The following is a 20893-nucleotide window of genomic DNA, read 5'->3' as shown; positions in this document are numbered from 1 at the left end:
TTACAAAACTAACCAAAATCCTTAGCGTTTTGGTGTCTTAGCGTGAAAAAATTCCTTAGATACTTGCTCATTTTTTAACACTTCCATCAAGGCTTTAGCTTTTACCAAACATTCTTCATACTCATTTTCGGGAATAGATTTATGAGTAATAGCACTGCCTACCATCAAGCTAGTGTACTGTTTTAAAACATTGTGCAAAATACTCCGAATGACAACATTAAAATCAAAGTCGAAATCTGGTGTGATGTAACCTATACAACCACTGTATAAGCCACGTTTAGTAGATTCAAGTTCTTCTATAATTTGCATGGCTGACACTTTTGGAGCGCCCGTCATGCTACCCATAGGAAATGTGGCTTTTAGAATTTCTTTTAAATTAGTCTCAGTCTTAAGTTCAGCCGAAATCGTAGATATCATTTGATGCACTTGTTTATAGCTGTAGATTTTGCAGAGTTCTTCAACTTCTACCGAATTTTTTACAGCAATTTTAGACAAATCATTCCGTACCAAATCGACAATCATCACATTTTCAGCAATCTCTTTGGGGTCTTGCTGAAGTTTTAATTTATAGTTTTTATCCACTTCGGTATCGCTATGACGCCTTGCTGTGCCTTTGATAGGTTGAGAAATAATTTTTTTCCCGGATTTCTTTAAAAATCGCTCAGGACTAGCGCCCAGAGCATACAAATGCTCGTGCTTAAAAAAACAAGCAAAAGGCGGTCGAGAGATGTCATTCAAATCTTGAAAACACTGATGCGGATTCAGATCATGCTTTTCGGCATAAAACTCTTGGCAAAAATTCATCTCGTAAATATCACCGCGTTGAATGTGCTTTATGACTTCTTTGACTTTAGAAAGGTATGTTTGCTTTGAAATTTTAGACTTTAAATCAATTTGATGAAATGTATTATCTACCGATGATAGGTATTGATCTCCAATAGTTTTTAGGTCGTCTTTTATCTCTTCAGCAACCATATTTAAATAGAGGCATTCAACGTTTTTACCTTTTATTAAAAACAACTTTTGAGGTTGAAAAAAATACAAATCAGGAAATCTTAGATTGTCATCATTTTTAGATTTTAAATTTTCAATTCCATTTTTAATATCATAACCCAAATACCCAAAAATCCAATCTTGGGTTTGGTGTTGATACTCATCTAAAGCATCTAAAGCTTCAGTATAATCTGTTTGAATCGCTGTAAACGCATCTACCGCTAAAACAGCGTCATAATCAGCATTGAGGTCTTGATTAGAGTTAAGCCAAACGATGTCATTAAATTGAGCTGACCAGTGAAAAAGCTTATGTTTAAAGACTTCAATATCTTGTGGTGAAAAGGTATAGGAGGTTCTCAAAAATTTAGGCGATTGCTTTTAAAAATTGATCTAAAGCAGCTTTAAACTCTTTATTTTGCTCGTCATCTGTAATGCCATGGTCTTCAGAAAAATGATGTCCAAAAGACGCTAAAGCAAAATTTGAAACAATCTCAGCCCCGAACCTTGGCAAAATTTCAACCGCATAATCGTTGGCCATATTTGCACCACCACGACCTGGTGAGGTGCTAAGAATACACAACTTTTTATTTTTGAGAAAATTTCTGTCATTCCTAGATAACCAATCCATGCAGTTTTTAAAAAAAGCCGATAAGCCACCGTTGTGTTCATTGACAGAGATCATTAACGCCTCAGCTTGTTGTATGTGTTTATTTAGTTTTACTATCGATGCCGGAATACTCTGTTGGTTTTCTACATCAGCACTATACATCGGAATATCGAAATCCTTTAAATTAATTAATTCTACTTGATGTCTATCGACAAGTGAAGCAGCATAGGACACCAATTTAAAATTGATTGAAGTCGAACTGTTAGAGCCTGCAAAGGCAAGTATGTTTTTCATAGCTTAGAATTTTAAGCAAAAATAAGATAAGCCAAAGGAATAAAAAAACCGCCTCAAAAAGGCGGTTGAAAAATGAAAATTTAAGCATTTAGATATACCTGACACCGATTGAGCTCAGGGTTTTTATGGATAAGTGAATTGATAAAAATCCTCAATTCATCAATTTCATGAGGCAAAAGTCTCTTTACGGCCTTTTCCACTTCTCTACAAAACAATTTGACATCAAAAGAAACTTTCCTCAAGACTTCCTTTGTGTATTCAAACATTGCTCTTGCCATGATGTTTAAATTTTAAGATTAAGTAATTTTATACCATATATCAAATTTTTAGCAAGCCTAAATTAAGTAAATATTTCTAAAAAAATGTTAATAATAAACCAAACCAATTATTAAAATTTTCAATGTATTGACATTAAATTGTTTATGTGCTATTTATAACATACAGTTAATCTCGAATATCAAATAATATTCAAATTTACATCAGTGAATATTACATTTTAATGGCTAAAAAATCATTGCATTGGCTGTTGTAAATTAAGTCATTTATCGATGATTTTCATAGGTAGATTTCCTGAGGGGTAAATTGGGTTAAAAGAATCTTACTTTTAGCGTGTAAAAGACGCTTATTATTTGTAAATTCTTAAATTTACACACGTATTTTGATAAAATTTAAAATTGAGTATGCAACAGCTTAAAGTTTATAAACCCAAGCATAAAGTTAGAATTGTCACAGCCGCATCATTGTTTGACGGTCATGACGCAGCGATTAATATCATGCGTCGAATCATCCAATCTACAGGCGTAGAAGTGATTCATCTTGGTCATGATAGAAGCGTTGACGAAGTGGTAAACTGTGCTATTCAGGAAGATGCCAATGCCATTGCCATGACGTCTTACCAGGGTGGCCACAACGAATATTTTAAATATATGTATGACCTTTTAAAAGACAAAAAGGCCACGCATATCAAAATTTTTGGCGGTGGCGGTGGTGTAATTCTTGAAGAGGAAATCAAGGAACTCATGGATTACGGCATTACTCGAATTTATTCACCTGACGATGGTCGTGAAATGGGTTTACAAGGCATGATAAATGACCTTGTCAAACAATCTGATTTTGAAACACCAGCGCTAAAACAGGCTGATAAATTAAAGGATTTAATCCAACAAAAGGACGTCAATACCATTGCGAGATTAATTTCTTTAGCAGAAAACAGACAAGGAGACTTTAAAACACATTTCTCAAAATTAAATTCTAAAGGAAAAGTCCCTATCTTGGGTATTACCGGAACAGGCGGTTCTGGAAAATCATCACTTGTTGACGAGTTGGTGCGTCGTTTTCTAGTCGATTTTGAGGATAAAACTTTAGGGATTATTTCAGTTGATCCGTCAAAACGGAAAACAGGTGGTGCATTACTCGGTGATAGAATACGAATGAACGCTATCAATTCGCCTCGCGTTTTTATGCGGTCTCTTGCCACACGGCAATCTAATTTGGCCCTTTCAAAATATGTTCAAGATGCGGTTGAAGTGCTTAAAGCCGCTCAATTTGATATGATTATTCTCGAAACTTCCGGGATTGGTCAAAGCGATACCGAAATTCTTGACCACAGTGATGCTTCATTGTATGTCATGACACCTGAGTTTGGCGCCGCTACTCAACTTGAAAAAATTGACATGCTTGATTTTGCAGATTTGGTAGCCATTAACAAATTTGATAAACGCGGCGCAAAAGATGCGTTACGCGATGTCAAAAAACAATACCAACGCAACCACAACCTTTGGGATGCCAATCTAGATACGCTCCCTGTTTATGGAACCATAGCTTCTCAATTTAACGACCCGGGTATGAATATTCTATACAAAAAAATCATGGATTGTATGGAAGATAAAGCCACATCTGAGTTGAAAAGCAGCTATGAAATTTCAGATGAAATGTCTGAAAAAATCTATATCATCCCGCCTAAACGCACCCGTTATTTGTCTGAAATTGTAGAAAATAATCGGTCATACGACGAGGATGTGGACAAACAAGTGAAGGTTGCTCAACGGTTATATGGTATTTACACCACTTTAGTTTCTACGGCAAATGCCTCATCTTTAAGTTTAAATTCAAATGGAATTGATGAAGACGATTTAGAATCGTATGTCACATCAGAAAACAAAGACTTTATCAAACTACTGAAGCATGAATTCGATAGCGTTAAAATGGATTTAAATCCCTATCATTGGGAAAAAATATTAGATTGGGACAACATTCAACAGCGGTATCAAGACGATATTTACAGCTTTAAAGTTCGAGATAAAGATATCAAAATTAAAACCCATACTGAATCATTATCTCATTTAAAAATCCCTAAAGTTGCATTGCCAAAATACCAAGCTTGGGGTGATTTGTTGAAATGGATGTTGCAAGAAAATGTGCCCGGGCAATTCCCTTACACCGCAGGTTTATATCCTTTTAAACGCACTGGTGAAGACCCCACGCGAATGTTTGCCGGTGAAGGCGGACCTGAACGAACCAACAGACGTTTTCATTATGTCAGTCAGGGTTTGCCCGCAAAACGATTATCTACAGCCTTTGATTCGGTAACCTTATACGGAAGCGATCCCGACTATCGCCCAGATATTTATGGGAAAATCGGGAATGCCGGGGTTTCCATTTGTTGCTTAGATGATGCCAAAAAACTCTATTCAGGCTTTGATTTGGCAAACCCAATGACTTCTGTAAGTATGACCATAAATGGTCCAGCGCCGATGTTGCTTGGTTTCTTCATGAATGCGGCTATCGACCAGCAATGTGAGAAATATATTAAAGACCACGGTCTTGAAAAAGAGGTTGAAGCTAAAATTGAAAAAATTTATAAAGATAAAGGAACGGTAAGACCGGTTTATCATGGTGAACTCCCTGAAGGCAATGACGGTCTCGGCTTAATGTTACTGGGTGTAACAGGCGATATGGTATTGCCTCAAGAGGTTTATGAGAAAATCAAAAAAGAAACCATTTCAGTTGTTCGTGGAACGGTTCAAGCTGATATACTAAAAGAAGACCAAGCTCAAAACACCTGTATTTTTTCAACAGAATTTGCCTTGCGTTTGATGGGCGATGTGCAAGAGTCTTTCATCAAAAATAAAGTGAGAAATTTTTATTCGGTCTCAATCTCAGGTTATCACATTGCAGAAGCCGGTGCCAACCCCATCACGCAATTGGCTTTGACTTTATCTAATGGTTTTACTTATGTAGAGTATTATTTGAGTCGAGGTATGGACATCAATAAATTCGGACCCAATTTATCGTTTTTCTTCTCCAATGGTATAGATCCGGAATATGCCGTGATTGGTCGTGTAGCACGACGAATTTGGGCTAAAGCCATGAAAGAAAAATACAATGCCAACCCAAGAGCTCAAATGTTGAAATACCATATCCAAACCTCCGGACGGTCATTGCACGCTCAAGAAATTAACTTCAATGATATTAGAACCACATTACAGGCGTTGTATGCCGTTTACGATAATTGTAACTCACTGCATACCAATGCTTACGACGAAGCTATTACCACACCAACTGAAGAGTCGGTAAGACGAGCAATGGCCATTCAATTGATTATCAATAAAGAATTAGGTCTGGCTAAAAATGAAAATCCAATACAAGGTTCATTTATCATCGAAGAGTTGACAGACTTGGTAGAAGAAGCTGTTTTATTGGAATTTGACAGATTAACTGAACGAGGCGGTGTTTTAGGCGCTATGGAAACCATGTATCAGCGCAGTAAAATACAAGAAGAAAGTTTGCATTATGAGACTTTAAAGCACAATGGTGATTTTCCAATTATAGGGGTAAATACCTTTTTAAGCAGTAAAGGCTCACCAACGGTGAAGCCAAGAGAAGTAATTCGCGCCACAAAAGACGAAAAAGAAAATCAAATCACAAATTTAAAAAATTTACATAAAACTTACGAAGATAGGGCTGAAGCGCTATTAAATGAATTGAAGAAAACGGCCATTGACAATGGGAATATGTTTGACAGTTTGATGGAAGTCACCAAATATTGCTCTTTAGGACAAATTACCGAAGCCCTATTTGAAGTAGGCGGACAGTATAGGAGGAATATGTAAGCAGAGAACCAACTTTTGTATGCAAAAGATGTGTGAATCGCTTATCCCGAGCGTAGCCGAGGGATCTCAAGATCGCCAAATTTTTCAATTGAAAAGCAGAAAATTTTTGCAGGCTGCTTATTCCGACTCCATTCGGGATCTCAGAGAACTAACTTTTGTGTGCAAAAGTTTTGTTTTGTAAAACGACTCTTTTTGAATAAAGTAAATCAATTAAAATTATTCAACCAATTTAAAAAATATATGAAACTCTATACAACTTGTTCTTCCTGCTACAAAGACATCAAACTTACACAAAAAGCCACCACCAAATTTGAATTCGAAAGAAAATATGGTGAAGAAATTGAATTAAGCTGTCGTAAATGTGATACGTCAAACACCAAACATGTCAATAGAATTTTTGCTAAAACTGAGTGGTTTTGGGTTTTATTAAGTTTTGGTATTAGCGTTTTCGTTAGTCTTATTTTAATATTTTCCTTTGGAGGCTTTGGCTTCTTTGTACTATTTGCTCCTGCTGCTGTAGTATTTGGCCAGCAAAAGAGCATCAGTGCTTTCAATCGCTCAAAGGTACCCCGAAGTCGCAAATAATTAATTGTGTTTCAACCTATATTACATAGATTTCAGTCTCAGGATGATTACAAGTCAGTAGATCTGTCAAAGTCTAATTTAGATTCAAAGAATGTTGATCCTCAAAATCAGTACGAATTAACAGCGTATCTAGATAAAATTAAATCTTACAAACAGGCGAAAGTCCTCTACGGAGGATATCTTGAGAAAAGAGGTTTGTATGATAAAAAGTCACTTTTCAACGCTGCCGATAAACAGCGTAATATTCACTTAGGTATAGATTTTTGGGCAGATGCAGGTGAAGAGATAATTTGTCCTCTAAAAGGCTCGGTTCACAGTTTTGCAGATAACACCGGTTTTGGAAATTACGGTCCGTGTATTATTTTAAAACACCAGACCAATTATGTGTCGTTTTATTCACTATACGGCCATTTATCTCGAGAAAGTCTATTGAATATAAAAGTTGGTCAGTCCATAAATCAAAATCAGGTCTTTTGTAACTTAGGAGATACAAATGAAAATGGTGGTTATATCCCACATCTTCATTTTCAATTGATTAAAAATATTGGCGAATATTTTGGAGATTATCCCGGGGTCTGCCATAAAGAGGATTTAAATTTTTATAAAAAAAATATCATTTCGCCTATTCCATTTTTAGGCTTATAACGAAACGCTTTTCGTACATTTGCAATCATAAAAATAGTTATGGATTTATACGTAAATAACGAAACTTCAAGGCTTAGAAAAGTCATATTAGGTATTGCAAACAGCAATGGACCAACGCCTACTTTAGAAGAGGCTTACGACCCAAAATCAATTGAACACATTAAAAATGGGACTTACCCCAAAGAGGAAGATAAAGTTAAGGAGATGGCTGAAGTTCTAGAAGTTCTTAAAAAATATAATGTCGATGTTTATCGGCCGGAATTAATAAAGGATTATAATCAAATTTTTGCACGCGATATCTGTTTTGTAATCGAAGATAAAATTATAAAATCTAATATACTGCCAAATCGTGATCAGGAAATTGAAGCTATTCGGTATATCTTAGACCAAATCCCACAAGAGAAACTCATTAAACTTCCAGAGGAAGCTCATATGGAAGGCGGAGATGTTATGCTTCATAACGATTACATTTTTGTAGGCACTTATCGAGGTGATGACTATGCAAACTATATTACAGCAAGAACCAATGTTGAAGCTGTAGAAGAAATTAGAAAGCATTTTCCACATAAAATTGTCAAATCCTTTAATTTAAGAAAAAGTAATACAGATGCTCGTGCCAATGCTTTACATTTGGACTGTTGCTTTCAACCTGTTGGTCCTAAATATGCGATTTTACACAAAAATGGATTTCTGGAAGAAAGTGAATACCAATGGCTAGTTGATTTTTTTGGAAAGGATAATATTTTTGAAATTACAGCTGATGAAATGTACGAGATGTATTCAAATATCTTTTCAATTTCAGAACACGTAGTCATTTCTGATGCTTCATTTACGAGACTAAACGCATGGCTTAGAGCTCGCGATATTACCGTAGAAGAAGTGCATTACAGAGAAATCGCTAAACAAGAAGGTCTATTGAGATGTTCTACGATGCCACTAGTTAGAGATAAAAATTAATTATGAAACAATCAACTTCACATATTTTAATGATAAGACCTGTTGATTTTCAATTAAACAATGAAACAGCAGTCAACAATTATTTTCAGAAGAACATAAATTTATCAAAAGAAGAATTAAACCTAAAAGCTCAAAAAGAGTTTGACGATTTCGTTAAAGTCTTACGCGAATCTCATCTTGATGTTTACGTATACGATGACCTACCAGAAAATAAAACACCAGATTCAATTTTTCCTAACAATTGGATTTCTTTTCACGAAAGTGGTAACCTGGCATTATATCCAATGTTTGCCAAAAACCGAAGAAGTGAAAGGCGACAAGATATTTTAGAAGATCTTGAGCAAAAGGGTTTTGAATTTTACCAGGTTTACGACTATACTGACGCAGAAAACGAGCAGGTATTTTTAGAAGGTACAGGCAGTTTGACTTTAGATCGCATCAACAGAAAAGCTTATTGTGCATTGTCCCCAAGAGCAAATGAAGAGTTACTTATTGAGTTTTGTGAAGATTTTGAGTATCTGCCTATTCCTTTTAAAGCTTACCAGAATGTAGATGGTCAAAGGTTACCAATTTACCATACCAATGTAATGATGTGTGTAGGTACTGATGTTGCAGTGGTTTGTTTTGATAGCATTGACGATAAAGCTGAAAAAAAACTTGTGAGCAGAAGTTTAAAAGAAGACGGTAAAACTATTGTAGAAATTTCTGAACAACAGCTCGAAGCGTATGCGGGTAATATGCTTGAGGTACAAAATCAAAAGGGCGAAAAATTTTTGGTGATGAGCTCACAAGCTTACGAGAGCTTAGATTCTTCTAAAATTCAAATTATTGAAGAGCACTTGAAAATACTACACAGTCCATTAAACACAATAGAAACTTTGGGTGGTGGTAGTGCACGTTGTATGATGGCAGAAATTTTTAATCCAAAAGCATAAAAAAGCCTCAAATTCGTAATGAGTTTGAGGCTTACTAGTAATTAGATTATTGAGGCTTTAATTTTTCATGACCTCTTGAGCCATGCGTTTATAAATGCCTTTTTCAAGCTTTTCTCTGATGGCTGAAAAAGCTTCTAAAGTTTCTTCAATATCTTGCATGGTGTGTGTAGCTGTAGGAATCATTCTCAATAAAATTAATCCTTTTGGAATGACTGGATAAACTACAATAGAGCAGAAGATACCGTAATTTTCTCTTAAATCTTTTACTAAAGCCATAGCTTCTGGAATGCTTCCTTTTAAGTAAACAGGCGTGACACAGCTAGATGTTGTACCTATGTCGAAGCCGCGTTTTTTAAGTCCGCCTTGAAGCGCATCCACATTTTCCCATAGCTTATCTTTAAGTTCTGGCATGCGTCTCAACATATCTAAACGTTTCAGCGCGCCTTCAACTAAGGACATTTGTAAAGATTTAGCAAACATCTGTGAACGCATATTGTATTTTAAATAATCAATAATTTCTTTATCACCTGCGATGAATGCCCCAGTGCTCGCCATAGATTTAGCAAATGTAGCGAAGTAAACATCAATACCATCTTGAACGCCTTGCTCTTCACCGGCACCGGCACCTGTTTTACCAAGCGTACCGAAACCGTGTGCATCATCGACTAGCAGTCTAAAGTTGTATTTTTCTTTCAGCTCAACAATTTCTTTAAGCTTACCTTGTTCGCCTCTCATGCCAAAAACCCCTTCAGATATAAAAAGTACACCGCCACCTGTTTGTTCAGCAAGCTTCTCTGCACGAGCTAAATTAAGCTCTATACTGTCTAAATCATTGTGACGATAAGTGAATCTTTTACCTAGGTGCAAACGAACACCATCTATAATACAGGCGTGGGCATCAACATCATAAACAATCACATCATCTTTACCGACTAAAGCATCAATTGTTGATAAAATCCCTTGATAGCCAAAATTTAAAACATAAGCCGATTCTTTTTTTACAAATTGAGCTAACTCATCTTGTAGTTTTTCATGTAACTCAGTGTGGCCGCTCATCATTCTGGCACCCATTGGATAGGCACTTCCATACTTTTTTACAGCTTCTTCATCAGCTTTTCTAACTTCAGGATGATTGGCTAAACCAAGGTAGTCATTAACACTCCAAGTAATAACTTCTCGACCCTGAAATTTCATACGATTACTGATTTGGCCTTCAAGTTTAGGAAACACAAAATAGCCTTCCGCCTGGTCGGCCCATTTTCCTAAAGGTCCTTTATCTCTGTAAATTTTCGAAAATAAATCTCTCATGTGCATTTGGTTTTCAAACTAAATTTCTAATTTAATTATTTATTTCTATATATTATTAAGTTCTTTAATTTTTTTGTCTTCTTTATTAGACACAGTATCAAAAAAGCCTTGCGCTTTCATCCACTCGTCGCTGTATATTTTGCTCATATATCTTGACCCATGATCAGGAAATATAATGACAACATAACTGTTTTGGTTAAACTCTCCTTCGGCATTGAGTTGAAAAGTCCCTTGCATTGCTGCACCACTTGTATATCCAACAAACATTCCTTCGGTGACTGCAATTTTACGGGCCATCAAAGCACTTTCTTTGTCGGTGACTTTTGTAAACTTATCTATCACATTAAAATCGGTCGCTGTTGGAATCAAGTTTTTTCCTAAGCCTTCAATTTTGTATGAATAGATTTCATTTTCATCTAATTCACCGGTTTCGTGATATTTTTTTAAAACCGAACCATAAGCATCAATACCGAGAATTTTGATGTTTGGATTTTGCTCTTTAAGATACCTGGCTGTGCCGGAAATCGTTCCACCAGTTCCACTACAAGCGACAAGATGTGTAATTTTACCTTCAGTTTGTTTCCATATTTCTGGTCCTGTAGATAAATAATGGGCCTCAGTGTTTAATGCATTAAAATACTGATTGATGTAGATCGAGGGTTTTATGGTTTGATGAAGTTTTTTGGCCACTTCGTAATAAGAGCGCGGATCTTCAGGAGCAACGTCTGAAGGGCAGACGTGAACTTCAGCACCCATAGTTTTAAGAAGGTCTATTTTGTCTTGAGATGATTTTGAACTTACGGCCAGTATGCACTTGTAACCTTTGATAGTGGCAGCCATTGCGATACTAAAACCTGTGTTTCCACTTGTGGTTTCGATAATAGTATCACCTGGTTTTAATAAACCGTCTTCTTCAGCTTTGTTAATAATATGTAATGCAATTCTATCTTTTGAAGAGTGACCAGGGTTTTGAGCTTCATATTTGACGTAATATTGACCCTGTAATGATTGAGAAATGCGATTGAGTTTAACAATAGGTGTGCAACCAATTAAGGATAGCAAATTGTTGTGTTTATTAAGATAATCATTAGCCATGATATCGATTTAAAGTCAGCCCTAAAAGCAAGCTGCAAATTTAAAAAAAATTTATCAATTAGCTTAAAAGCTTGACGTATTATAGGCTAAAGTGCTGTTTAAGAATACGATTTTCATAAAATATATTGACAACAATGTATTATTCTAAAAGATTTAGTAATTAGATTAATAGATTGTCGCTTAAAGTCTAAATATTTATCAAATAAAAAAGCCCCTTAAAAGAGGCTTTTTGTATTAAATAATCAGCTTTTTTAAATTTTAAAAGTAATGACCGGCATTGTAGAATGATTCACTACATCTTCACCTATACTTCCATTAAAAAAATGTGATAAACCTTTTCTTCCGTGCGTTGGCATGGCGATAAGGTCGGCTTTTAGAGCTTTGGCTCCATTGATGACACCCAACTCAATGGTGTAATCATTATAAATTTTGACGTTATCAAAATCTGACATGCTGGCTTTCTTTAAAAAACTATTAATTTGTTGTGTAATCTCTTCAGAGCTATAAAATTGGTTACCCGGCAAATTAACATAGAGCAAGTGCAGTTTTGCATTGAAACTTTTAGCGAAAGATTGTGTTCTCTTAAATGCATTTAAGTTTTCTTCATCAAAATTTGAAGCAAAAACAATGTCATTAATTTCTAATTGATCAAGCTCTTGCTTTACTACCAAAACAGGAACATCAGAATGTCTGACCACCTTTTCTGTATTGGAACCGATAAGAATTTCATCGATGCCACTTGCTCCATTTGAACCCATTACGACAAAATCTATGTGCTCTTTCTCGATGAGTTCTTTGATGCCCATTGTTGGAGATCCTACTTCGACGCTGTCTATTACTTTTAGTCCTTCTAAAAATGGTTTATCCAAAAATTTGGCGAAGCGCTTTTTAGCCATTTTCATGAAGAAGATAATTTGTTCATCATTGACGTTAAATTGCTCTGTGCCAAATAAAGTTTCGGCCATTTCAACAACGTGAAGTACGTAAAGTTCAGCGTTATTCTCTCTTGCCAATTGAGCAGCAACTCTAAGAGCATTCTCAGATGGCTTTGAAAAATCGACAGGTATTAAAATTTTTTTCATTGTATTAGGATTTTAGGTTAAATAGTCATTGAAAATAATCGTGTGTCTGGTTGTTTTCTTAAGAGTCTTAAATCAAAAGCCATACAGATATTTCTAATAAAGGCTTTAGACTTGTCATAGACTTTAATTTTTTGATTGTTTATTTCTATCAAATCGTCATTTATAAAGGTTTGAAGGTTGTGATGTATTTGTTGTAATGTTTTGACATTTAAATTGGTTTCACTCAAGTCTGTCTCAAATTTAGTCATTAAATTTAAAATATGCTGGCGAATTTCAAGATCTTTAGTTGTTAAAATATGACCTCTGAACACTGGGATTTTATTTTCTTTTAATCGCTCATAGTAATCTTCTAATTGTTTTTCATTTTGGGCAAAACCAAACCACGCGTCGCTAATGGATGATACGCCAAGCCCAATTAAGTGATGAGTTTGTTGCGTGGTATATCCCATAAAATTTCTATGTAAAGTTTTGTTTTGACGTGCAATACTCAATTCATCCTGAGCCAAAGCAAAGTGGTCCATACCAATTTCTTGGTAGCCGTTATCTTCCAGCATCTTTTTGCCTAGTTCATACTGCAATCTTTTGGTTTCAGCATTAGGTAAATCTGAATCTTTAAAGCCACGCTGGCCGTTGCCTTTTATCCATGGCGTGTGGGCATAGCTGTAAAATGCAATGCGGTCAGGGCGCAGTTCAATGGTTTTGTCTATGGTGTTGAGAATATGGTCAACTGTTTGAAACGGCAAACCATAAATTAAATCGTGGCCTACAGAGGTATAGCCAACTTTTCGAGCGGTATCTGTCACATATTTGACATTGTCAAAACTTTGAATACGGTTGATGGCCTTTTGCACAGTCTCATTATAATCCTGAATGCCATAACTTACGCGGTTAAAATGATAGTCGTTTAAAACTTTTAAATGCTCATATGTTGTATTGTTGGGATGACCTTCAAAGCTAAATGCAGCATCTTCTGCAATAAAAGTGCGTTCTAAAATGCCTTGTAAAAGTTTAGCTAAGTTTTCTGGTGAAAAAAAAGTAGGTGTACCACCACCGAGGTGAATATCTTTAACAGTTAGTTTAAACCCATATATATTTGTATATAAATCTAACTCTTTTAAAAGTGCTTTGATATAGGGTTGTTCTACCAAGTGTCTTTTGGTAATTCGTTTGTTGCAGGCACAAAATGTACATAAACTTTCACAAAAAGGTAAATGAATATAAAGGCTAATCGGCTTTTGAAGTATAGCCGAATCTCTCACTGTCGATAGCCATCGGTTGTATGAAAACGATTCGTCACCCCAATACGGTACGGTAGGATAACTGGTGTATCTCGGCCCCGCTACATTGTATTTTGTGATAAGATTTTGCATTGTAGTGTTGTTTGTTACAACAAATTTAGCTTAACATTAGACTTTTAAAAATGATTTTCCTCATATAAACTAAAGATATATAGACAGCCAAAAACATCAATTAAAATTTATATAATTTAGCTAATTAAATTTATATAATTTCTTTATTATTGTCTTAAATTAGGACTAATTATGAAAACCACTTTAAAATTTGTAGGACTTCTAGCGTTAATAGTTGTAATCAATAACTGCTCAAATGTTAAAGTACTTGCCTCATGGAAAGCAGATTATGCTACAGATGTTCTGGATAATAATATATTGGTTATTACCAGAACTGAAAATACTCAAGCTAGAGTCGATTTTGAAAACGAAATTTCAAACCGATTGAATGAAAGAGGTACAAATGCTTCACCGAGTTTTACAGTTTTACCTGAAACTCTAAATATAATGGAAAAACAAACTGATAAATCTAAACAAGCGTTTAAGCAATTTATAGAATCCAAAGGGTTTGATGGAGTCGTTTTAAGTGTCGTTAAAGATCAAATAGAAACTACCAAAACTTATACAGATGGCGGATATTATGCCGGTGCAACTGTGCCCTTTTACCCCGGATATTATAACGGGTTTTATTCTTACTACTACCATCCTATGACTTATGCTTCTACAGGGACTTATGTTGAGCCAACCTCAACAACGACGACCTACAGAACGTATGTGTTGGAAACAGTTGCTTATGATTTGACCAAAGAAGAAGGTAAAAGGCTTGTAAGTGTTGTGACAACCAAAATAGAAAACCCACAAGATATATCAAAATACGCTAAAAAGTACACAGAAAAAATAATTAAAGCCCTAAAGTAGTTGTTTTTACCTCTAGATTCATTACCGATATCTTAGATATTTCATCTTAAATTATTAATATGCCTTTAAAAATTTTCAATTATTATCTTATCGTTATGCTTCTGGTAATGACCGGTTGTAAAAAAAAACCGGAAAAAGAGCAATCACTTTCAAACGAAATCAATTCTAAAACCCAAGTTGAAGAAAAACAAGACAGTTTAAGTGAACTCGAAACTAAACTTTTAAAGCAAGGTATTAACTTTTATGCCAGAGGTCATGAGCCATCTTGGTCACTTGATATGGATTTTGATAGACAGTACCATTTTGCCACACTTAATGGCGAAGAAATGTATGTGCCTAATGTAACAGGTGAAAAAGCTATGGATGCCAATATAACTAGATTCTATGCACATGTTGAAAAAGGAAAACTGGTTATAACCATAAATAAAGAATCATGCCAGGATAGCATGGCAGATAAAACTTTCGACTATAGCGTCAATGTACAATTTAAATATGGTGTTGATGATGAGTTTAAAGAATTTAATGGATGTGGGAGATTTTTACCGGATTTAAGACTACATGATATCTGGGTGTTAGAAGCGATAGATGGAAAATCTCTTAAACTAAAAGAAAATCAACAACGACCAAGATTTGAATTCTTTCCTCAAAAAAATGAAATTTTGGGAAATGCAGGTTGTAATAATTTTAAAACCAAGTTTTTTATAACAGGTTATCAGGAAATCCAAATTGAATCTGCAAAAATGACAAAAAAGTCATGCGAGGGTTTAGAATACGAAAACCTTTTGATTAAACATGCCTTTGGTAAAAGGCTAAAATATTCTAGAGATGGCTTGACATTGTATTTAAAAGCTTACAACGGTACTCAATTTCAGTTTAAAAAAATAGATTAGTTAGAGCATATGATAACTCACTTTCAAAACATAGCCTAAACGACCTCAAAAGATGTTTATACGTTCACACCTTCTAAACTAGAATTTATAGCGTGGTTACAAAATTATTAGTCTTACTTTTTTCTTTATTTAGCATTATAATATTGGCTTATAGCCTGTTCTTGCCTGAAGATTCAGAAATTTATAGGCTTCTGTGGTATTTTGATCTTGTTTTGTGTTTGTTTTTTTTATACGATTTTTTTAAACAACTTTACGAAACAAAAAATAAGTTTAAGTATTTGTATACCATAGGTTGGTTGGATTTCATTTCTTCTATTCCGGTTATAAGTGAAATGCGCTTATTTAGATTTCTTAGAATCATAAGGATTTTTAGAATAATAAATAATATCGGATCATTTAAGTCTATAATACGATTTGTAAAACAAGAACTTAGACGAAGTATTTTTGGGTTGATTGTCTTTATGCAAGTTACAATCCTATTTTTGTCTATGCTTATGGTGCTTTATGTTGAAAAAGGCGTAGGAAATATCAATACAGCTGAAGATACAATATGGTGGGCCTTTATTACAATAACTACTGTAGGCTATGGAGACCTTTACCCCGTTACAAATATTGGTAGATTCCTTGCAGTTATACTAATATTTACAGGTATTTTTTCATTTGGAGCTGTAATTTCTTATTTGAGCAACTTATTTAAATCTATAAATAATAATTAATTTATCCATCAATTATTTGATTTTCAATCTAAAAAATGCCAAAACTTAAATTATATAAATTTAAAATTAGCATTTCGATAAATGTTTAATATATTTACCTCAAATTTTTAAAAATTTAATGATGAAAAATACTTTTATTTTACTGTGTTTAGTTTTTTCGTTTAGCTTAAATGCTCAAGATTTAAAATCGCTCACAAAATCAGCCAGCGAAACAACAGAAGAAGTTGGTAAAACTTCATTTATAGAAAAATTTGCCGGTGATCAAGTAAAGCAATTGGCCAGAAAGCTTAGCCTTTCAGACAAACAACAGGCAATGGTCAGTGATTTGGTTGTTTCTCAATTAAAAACTGAAAAGTTTCAAAATTTAATAAGTAGTTTTTCACCCTCTCAGCTCATGGGTAGTAAAGCACAAACCAAAATAGCTAACAGTCTTATGAAATCTGAAGGTTTTAATTCTGGTTTGGATAAGGTGTTAAGTGATGAACAAAAGAAGATGTTGCATTAAGACATTTGAGATTTTCTTCGGTTTCAAGGTTTATAAATCAATAATTTTACTCAATTAATCTTTAAATATGAGACTTATACTACCACTTTTGGCAACAATATTTTGTGTGATAGTAAGCTGTGGTTCTCAAAACAGTAGCTCTTGGAAATCACCTGATTACGAAAAACAGAACTATCGAAAAGTAATGGTACTCGCAAAAACTTCTGATGAATTGGCTCAAAGACAGCTGGAAGAAGCCACAGTAAAATTGCTAAAAAACAAAGGTGTAAATGCTATAACCGCATATAACAGCATAGAGCCCAAAGATTTAAAAAGTGAAAATACGTTTATAAAAAAGGCAAACACCTTGCAAGTAGATGCTTTAATTGTTTATAATTTTGGAAAAGTGAAGTCAGAGTATAAAAGAAAACCCTCTATAGACGCAAATATTGGTGTTCCTGTAAAATTAGGAATTTTTAGAGGTTTTTTAGGTACCGATATTCCTTTGGCTGGTGGCAATAGAAGGGTAGAAACCGTAAATGCTCAAGTCTCTTTTTATAATAGAAGCTCTTCTTCGATGCAATGGAGTCAATCTCTATCAGGTGATCTGAAAAATGGTACTCAAAATTTAGCCTCAAGTTTTGCTTCAAAATCAGTAAACAAAATGTTTGAAGATCTTCTCTTCTAATATTTCATTTTACATGGCAATAACATTTTAAAATATACAAAGCATACCATGTAATAAATAACTGATAAATTGAGGTTTAAGTCTAATTAGGTTTTTACAAACCAACATTACAACTATTAGCTTCAATAAGTTTAAAGTTTAAAGCTGAAAAAAGTATTTTAATTAGGAAAAAACTGAATTATAATAAAAAGAAAAATAATGAAAAATATATTTATTTATGCATTAATTAGCTTTTCAGTAGTGGTGAGCTGTAATAAAACTAATAAAGGTAAAAGCACAACAGAAAGTGACAATCAAAATAAATCCAAAACCAATGAATTGGTTGATATATTCCCTAAATTTAGCAATACCACATCTTCAAACACCATTAGAAAAACCTCTGACTCAATTGTAAAAAAAATAAATGCAACACTTTCTGAATTGAAAAAAGAGGAAAAAAAAATTACAATCTATGGAACGCCAAATACACCTGTCACCGTGTGGTATTCAAATTCTAATGTCCCAGTTAAAATAGAGCATGCTGTTGTGAACGATTCAGGTGTGTTTAATGGTAAATTTGAATATTACTTTATAGGTGGTAAGCTCTGGTATTCGAATCAGATATTTGCTAGGTATATTTTTGATAAAAACAACTTAAAATATTGGCTGGATGAAAACTGGAAAATAAATGACATACCTGAAAATAACTTCAAGGAAAGGGAAAAAACAATTAAGAAAAATACTAATAAACTATTACAGAAAAATAACTAAAGAACGCTTAATAATATGTTTACTTTAACCCAATATATGCTGTAAAGATTCTTTATAAATTTTATACTCTAGCATACATACAAACCATTTAAAAATAATTAAAAATTCAATTATAATTTATTTAGGCTCAAACGACTTAAGTATACATCACTCGCGACACTATCGCAATATAATTTAAAATGAAATGCGTATTTGTAAAAAAAACAATACAACTATAAATAGATACTAGATGTTATTTTTTGAACCCGCTGCAAAACTGTCACTACAAATATAATTTCTATGGAATGTTTTAGACTTTTTTTAAAGTAGGAAAAAGAGCACGTCATTGAAAAAAACACACAAGAAAAACATATGGAAGTTTCTATTTTTAATTGCCAAAAACTATGTATTTTTTTGGCGAAAATTTTTTTAAAAAATTTGTTTACGATTACACTTTGAAAACCCAAATGGTTTATAATTCAATCTTGACATATACAACTTCTGTTTTTGAACATAAATTTTAAATATGGATTCTTTTAATTTAGAACGACTTAAAGAAATTATACTAAATGGCTTGTGGGCTATAGCTCCAAAAGTAATATACTCTATAGTAGCTTTATTGATAGGTATTTTGCTTATCAAGTTGATTATGAAATTATTAAAGATTGCTTTTAATAGGTATAAAATAGAGTTATCATTACAATCTTTTCTAGAAAGTCTATCTATCTTTATTCTTTATGGAGTGCTTTTTGCTGTAATAGGTCTGATAATAGGCGTAGAGGCAACGTCTTTTTTAGCAATATTTGGTGCTGCTGGTATCGCTATAGGTCTAGCCTTACAGGGTAGCCTAGCCAATTTTGCCGGTGGTATTTTAATACTTGCTTTTAAGCCTTTTAAGGTCGGAGACTTAATCAATGTCAATTCCAATACTGGAATTGTTGAAAAAATAGATATCCTTTACACCAGATTAAAAACTTTTGATGGAAGAATCATAACCATGCCTAATGGAAATGTAGCCAATAGTGATGTAGATAACAGGACGATGGAACCTATTCGAAGAATCAATTTAGAATTTAAGTTTGCCTTCGAAATTAAAATGGATCTGGTAAGGCCTATTATTCTAGAGGCTTTGAATGCACATCCCAAAGTAGAAAAAAACCCTGAACCCGATACTTGGTTGGACAGCTTGGGAGAATCCGATTTTAAAGTTATTGCTAGATGTTGGGTGAAAACTGAATATTATTGGCCAACATATTGGGAGCAATTAGAAGCGGTTAAAAAAGCATTAGATGAAAATGGTATTGAAACGCCTGTACCTCGAAGAATTATTTACGATGGCGGAAAGTATTAATATTTTTACTTTAAAAATATAATATTGAATAAGCATAAGTTATGATAATTTACTTAATATTGTAAAAGAATTTATATTGATATCATGTCAAAAATAATTAATCTATTCATTTTTTCCTTTTTATTATTATCCTGTAATACAGAAGAAACCGCTACACAATCATCACCGCCTAAAGTTCAGGTTGTAAGTTTAGATCAGCAAGAGGTAACTCTTGAAAAGGACTTTGTAGGTCAAGTCTATGGATACAACGACATCCCAATTCGTACACGTGTTGCCGGTGTTCTCGAAAAGATAGCTTTTCAAGAAGGAAGCTACGTCAATAAAGGTGATCTGCTTTATGAAGTAGACCCTGATTTGCTTTTAGAATCTTTAAATGCCGCAAAAAGTGATTTGGCTAGAAGCCAGGTCAATCAAGATAAAGCCATAAGCGATTTGAACCGTATAAAACCACTAGCTGAAATTAATGCAGTGAGCCAGAGAGATTTAGATGCGGCCATAGCAGCTAAAAAAAGTGCAGATGAAATGGTAAAAGCGGCTCAAGCCAAATTAAGCTTAGCCCAAATTAGATTAGACTACGCTAGTATAGAAGCACCCGTAGATGGTATAATAGGAAAATCTATGGCCGGTGTTGGCGAATTTGTTGGCAAAAACCCAAACCCAGTTGTTTTAAATACCGTTTCAACCATTGATTCTTTACGGGTTGAATTTTTTGTCACCGAAAATGATTATTTAGACTGGCAAAACCGTGATCTGTCTAAAGATGATAAAACTATAAAAGTTCCTCTAAAATTAGTTTTGTCTAACGGTGAAGTTTTTCCCCACAAAGGCAAAATAAATTTTATCAATCGAGAAGTTGATAACGTTACAGGAACAATATTGGTTCAAGCCCTATTTCCTAATCCTGACAGACTAGTTCGACCTGGACAATTTGCTCGAGTTAGAGCAGCTGTTCAATCTATTCCTGATGCATTACTCATTCCTCAACGTTGTATAAACGAAGTTCAGGGTAACTATTTCGCAATGCGTGTGGATAAAGAAAGCAAGGTAGAACAGGTTCCCATTCAACTTGGTCAGGATTACAGAGATTATTTTATAGTTCAAGATGGATTGTCGCCCGGTGATAAGGTTATAATAGCTGGTTTACAACGTGCTAAAAGTGGGAGTAAAGTTCAAGCTGAAAGTGTCGAGTTCACCTCTCAATATAAAGAAGACTAG

20 protein-coding genes are annotated in these 20893 nt (G+C 34.1%); 13 read left to right on the top strand and 7 right to left on the bottom strand.

What is annotated here, in order from left to right; genetic code table 11:
* Positions 1-21: 21 nt before the first annotated feature.
* From FCN74_RS06665 to FCN74_RS06655, 3 genes are all read right to left on the bottom strand, one after another.
* Positions 22-1353, bottom strand: coding sequence for an anthranilate synthase component I family protein (locus tag FCN74_RS06665; protein WP_138931809.1), 1332 nt, complete (start codon positions 1351-1353; stop codon positions 22-24).
* Between the two features lie 4 nt (positions 1354-1357).
* A complete protein-coding gene (locus tag FCN74_RS06660; protein WP_138931808.1) occupies positions 1358-1894 on the bottom strand; it encodes an NADPH-dependent FMN reductase in 537 nt (178 codons plus the stop codon).
* 80 nt (positions 1895-1974) lie between these two features.
* Entirely contained in the window at positions 1975-2172 is a 198-nt protein-coding gene (locus FCN74_RS06655) for a hypothetical protein (protein WP_138931807.1), read from the bottom strand.
* A 402-nt stretch (positions 2173-2574) separates the two neighbouring features.
* Here FCN74_RS06655 and FCN74_RS06650 point away from each other — a divergent pair, with 402 nt between their 5' ends.
* The 5 genes from FCN74_RS06650 to ctlX all read left to right on the top strand — a co-directional run bounded on the left by FCN74_RS06650 (position 2575) and on the right by ctlX (position 9128).
* The gene (locus FCN74_RS06650) at positions 2575-6006 is read left to right on the top strand and encodes a methylmalonyl-CoA mutase family protein (RefSeq protein ID WP_138931806.1); all 3432 of its coding nucleotides are present in this window, start codon (positions 2575-2577) and stop codon (positions 6004-6006) included.
* A 240-nt stretch (positions 6007-6246) separates the two neighbouring features.
* Positions 6247-6591: a hypothetical protein gene (locus FCN74_RS06645; protein ID WP_138931805.1), complete on the top strand. Its 345-nt coding sequence runs from the start codon at positions 6247-6249 to the stop codon at positions 6589-6591.
* A gap of 6 nt (positions 6592-6597) precedes the next feature.
* Positions 6598-7236 (top strand): peptidoglycan DD-metalloendopeptidase family protein, encoded by a 639-nt coding sequence (locus tag FCN74_RS06640; protein WP_171047128.1) that lies wholly within the window; start codon positions 6598-6600, stop codon positions 7234-7236.
* A gap of 39 nt (positions 7237-7275) precedes the next feature.
* Positions 7276-8193: a dimethylarginine dimethylaminohydrolase family protein gene (locus FCN74_RS06635; RefSeq protein WP_138931803.1), complete on the top strand. Its 918-nt coding sequence runs from the start codon at positions 7276-7278 to the stop codon at positions 8191-8193.
* The gene (ctlX, locus tag FCN74_RS06630) at positions 8193-9128 is read left to right on the top strand and encodes a citrulline utilization hydrolase CtlX (RefSeq protein ID WP_138931802.1); all 936 of its coding nucleotides are present in this window, start codon (positions 8193-8195) and stop codon (positions 9126-9128) included. The genes FCN74_RS06635 and ctlX overlap by 1 nt, the downstream gene beginning before the upstream one ends.
* A 57-nt stretch (positions 9129-9185) precedes the next feature.
* On the opposite strand, the gene FCN74_RS06625 is transcribed toward ctlX, so the two are convergent.
* The 4 genes from FCN74_RS06625 to hemN form a co-directional block, all read right to left on the bottom strand.
* The gene (locus FCN74_RS06625) at positions 9186-10436 is read right to left on the bottom strand and encodes an aminotransferase class I/II-fold pyridoxal phosphate-dependent enzyme (RefSeq protein ID WP_138931801.1); all 1251 of its coding nucleotides are present in this window, start codon (positions 10434-10436) and stop codon (positions 9186-9188) included.
* 45 nt (positions 10437-10481) lie between these two features.
* Entirely contained in the window at positions 10482-11531 is a 1050-nt protein-coding gene (locus tag FCN74_RS06620; RefSeq protein ID WP_138931800.1) for a PLP-dependent cysteine synthase family protein, read from the bottom strand.
* 251 nt (positions 11532-11782) lie between these two features.
* The gene (locus tag FCN74_RS06615) at positions 11783-12613 is read right to left on the bottom strand and encodes a universal stress protein (RefSeq protein ID WP_138931799.1); all 831 of its coding nucleotides are present in this window, start codon (positions 12611-12613) and stop codon (positions 11783-11785) included.
* Positions 12614-12630: 17 nt separating this feature from the next.
* Positions 12631-13983 carry an oxygen-independent coproporphyrinogen III oxidase gene (hemN, locus tag FCN74_RS06610; protein ID WP_138931798.1) on the bottom strand — a complete coding sequence of 451 codons (1353 nt, stop codon included), beginning with the start codon at positions 13981-13983 and terminating at the stop codon, positions 12631-12633.
* Positions 13984-14154: 171 nt separating this feature from the next.
* Between hemN and FCN74_RS06605 the strand changes: the two genes are divergently transcribed.
* The 8 genes from FCN74_RS06605 (at position 14155) to FCN74_RS06570 (ending at position 20893) form a co-directional block, all read left to right on the top strand.
* On the top strand, positions 14155-14820 hold the full coding sequence (locus tag FCN74_RS06605) for a hypothetical protein (protein ID WP_138931797.1): 666 nt from the start codon (positions 14155-14157) through the stop codon (positions 14818-14820).
* 59 nt (positions 14821-14879) lie between these two features.
* Entirely contained in the window at positions 14880-15710 is an 831-nt protein-coding gene (locus FCN74_RS06600; protein ID WP_138931796.1) for an META domain-containing protein, read from the top strand.
* A 92-nt stretch (positions 15711-15802) separates the two neighbouring features.
* Positions 15803-16426 carry a potassium channel family protein gene (locus tag FCN74_RS06595; protein WP_138931795.1) on the top strand — a complete coding sequence of 208 codons (624 nt, stop codon included), beginning with the start codon at positions 15803-15805 and terminating at the stop codon, positions 16424-16426.
* Between the two features lie 121 nt (positions 16427-16547).
* Positions 16548-16931: a hypothetical protein gene (locus FCN74_RS06590; RefSeq protein WP_138931794.1), complete on the top strand. Its 384-nt coding sequence runs from the start codon at positions 16548-16550 to the stop codon at positions 16929-16931.
* 67 nt (positions 16932-16998) lie between these two features.
* A complete protein-coding gene (locus FCN74_RS06585) occupies positions 16999-17598 on the top strand; it encodes a hypothetical protein (RefSeq protein WP_138931793.1) in 600 nt (199 codons plus the stop codon).
* A 198-nt stretch (positions 17599-17796) separates the two neighbouring features.
* Positions 17797-18348 carry a hypothetical protein gene (locus FCN74_RS06580; RefSeq protein ID WP_138931792.1) on the top strand — a complete coding sequence of 184 codons (552 nt, stop codon included), beginning with the start codon at positions 17797-17799 and terminating at the stop codon, positions 18346-18348.
* Positions 18349-18853: 505 nt separating this feature from the next.
* Complete coding sequence (locus FCN74_RS06575) at positions 18854-19678, top strand: mechanosensitive ion channel family protein (protein ID WP_138931791.1); 825 nt, start codon at positions 18854-18856, stop codon at positions 19676-19678.
* A gap of 84 nt (positions 19679-19762) precedes the next feature.
* The gene (locus tag FCN74_RS06570) at positions 19763-20893 is read left to right on the top strand and encodes an efflux RND transporter periplasmic adaptor subunit (protein WP_138931790.1); all 1131 of its coding nucleotides are present in this window, start codon (positions 19763-19765) and stop codon (positions 20891-20893) included.

The sequence above is a fragment of the Mesohalobacter halotolerans genome (assembly GCF_006120725.1).
GTDB lineage: Bacteria > Bacteroidota > Bacteroidia > Flavobacteriales > Flavobacteriaceae > Psychroflexus > Psychroflexus halotolerans.
This window is presented reverse-complemented; position numbering and strand designations above follow the sequence as displayed.

Bases quoted from the DNA above. Each gene is read 5' to 3' on its own strand.
- FCN74_RS06645 (WP_138931805.1), top strand. From the start codon at position 6,247: ATGAAACTCTATACAACTTGTTCTTCCTGCTACAAAGACATCAAACTT.
- FCN74_RS06570 (WP_138931790.1), top strand. From the start codon at position 19,763: ATGTCAAAAATAATTAATCTATTCATTTTTTCCTTTTTATTATTATCC.
- FCN74_RS06650 (WP_138931806.1), top strand. From the start codon at position 2,575: ATGCAACAGCTTAAAGTTTATAAACCCAAGCATAAAGTTAGAATTGTC.
- FCN74_RS06660 (WP_138931808.1), bottom strand. From the start codon at position 1,894: ATGAAAAACATACTTGCCTTTGCAGGCTCTAACAGTTCGACTTCAATC.
- FCN74_RS06615 (WP_138931799.1), bottom strand. From the start codon at position 12,613: ATGAAAAAAATTTTAATACCTGTCGATTTTTCAAAGCCATCTGAGAAT.
- hemN (WP_138931798.1), bottom strand. From the start codon at position 13,983: ATGCAAAATCTTATCACAAAATACAATGTAGCGGGGCCGAGATACACC.
- FCN74_RS06620 (WP_138931800.1), bottom strand. From the start codon at position 11,531: ATGGCTAATGATTATCTTAATAAACACAACAATTTGCTATCCTTAATT.
- FCN74_RS06600 (WP_138931796.1), top strand. From the start codon at position 14,880: ATGCCTTTAAAAATTTTCAATTATTATCTTATCGTTATGCTTCTGGTA.
- FCN74_RS06625 (WP_138931801.1), bottom strand. From the start codon at position 10,436: ATGAGAGATTTATTTTCGAAAATTTACAGAGATAAAGGACCTTTAGGA.
- FCN74_RS06585 (WP_138931793.1), top strand. From the start codon at position 16,999: ATGAGACTTATACTACCACTTTTGGCAACAATATTTTGTGTGATAGTA.
- FCN74_RS06655 (WP_138931807.1), bottom strand. From the start codon at position 2,172: ATGGCAAGAGCAATGTTTGAATACACAAAGGAAGTCTTGAGGAAAGTT.
- FCN74_RS06575 (WP_138931791.1), top strand. From the start codon at position 18,854: ATGGATTCTTTTAATTTAGAACGACTTAAAGAAATTATACTAAATGGC.
- FCN74_RS06580 (WP_138931792.1), top strand. From the start codon at position 17,797: ATGAAAAATATATTTATTTATGCATTAATTAGCTTTTCAGTAGTGGTG.
- FCN74_RS06590 (WP_138931794.1), top strand. From the start codon at position 16,548: ATGAAAAATACTTTTATTTTACTGTGTTTAGTTTTTTCGTTTAGCTTA.
- FCN74_RS06635 (WP_138931803.1), top strand. From the start codon at position 7,276: ATGGATTTATACGTAAATAACGAAACTTCAAGGCTTAGAAAAGTCATA.
- FCN74_RS06605 (WP_138931797.1), top strand. From the start codon at position 14,155: ATGAAAACCACTTTAAAATTTGTAGGACTTCTAGCGTTAATAGTTGTA.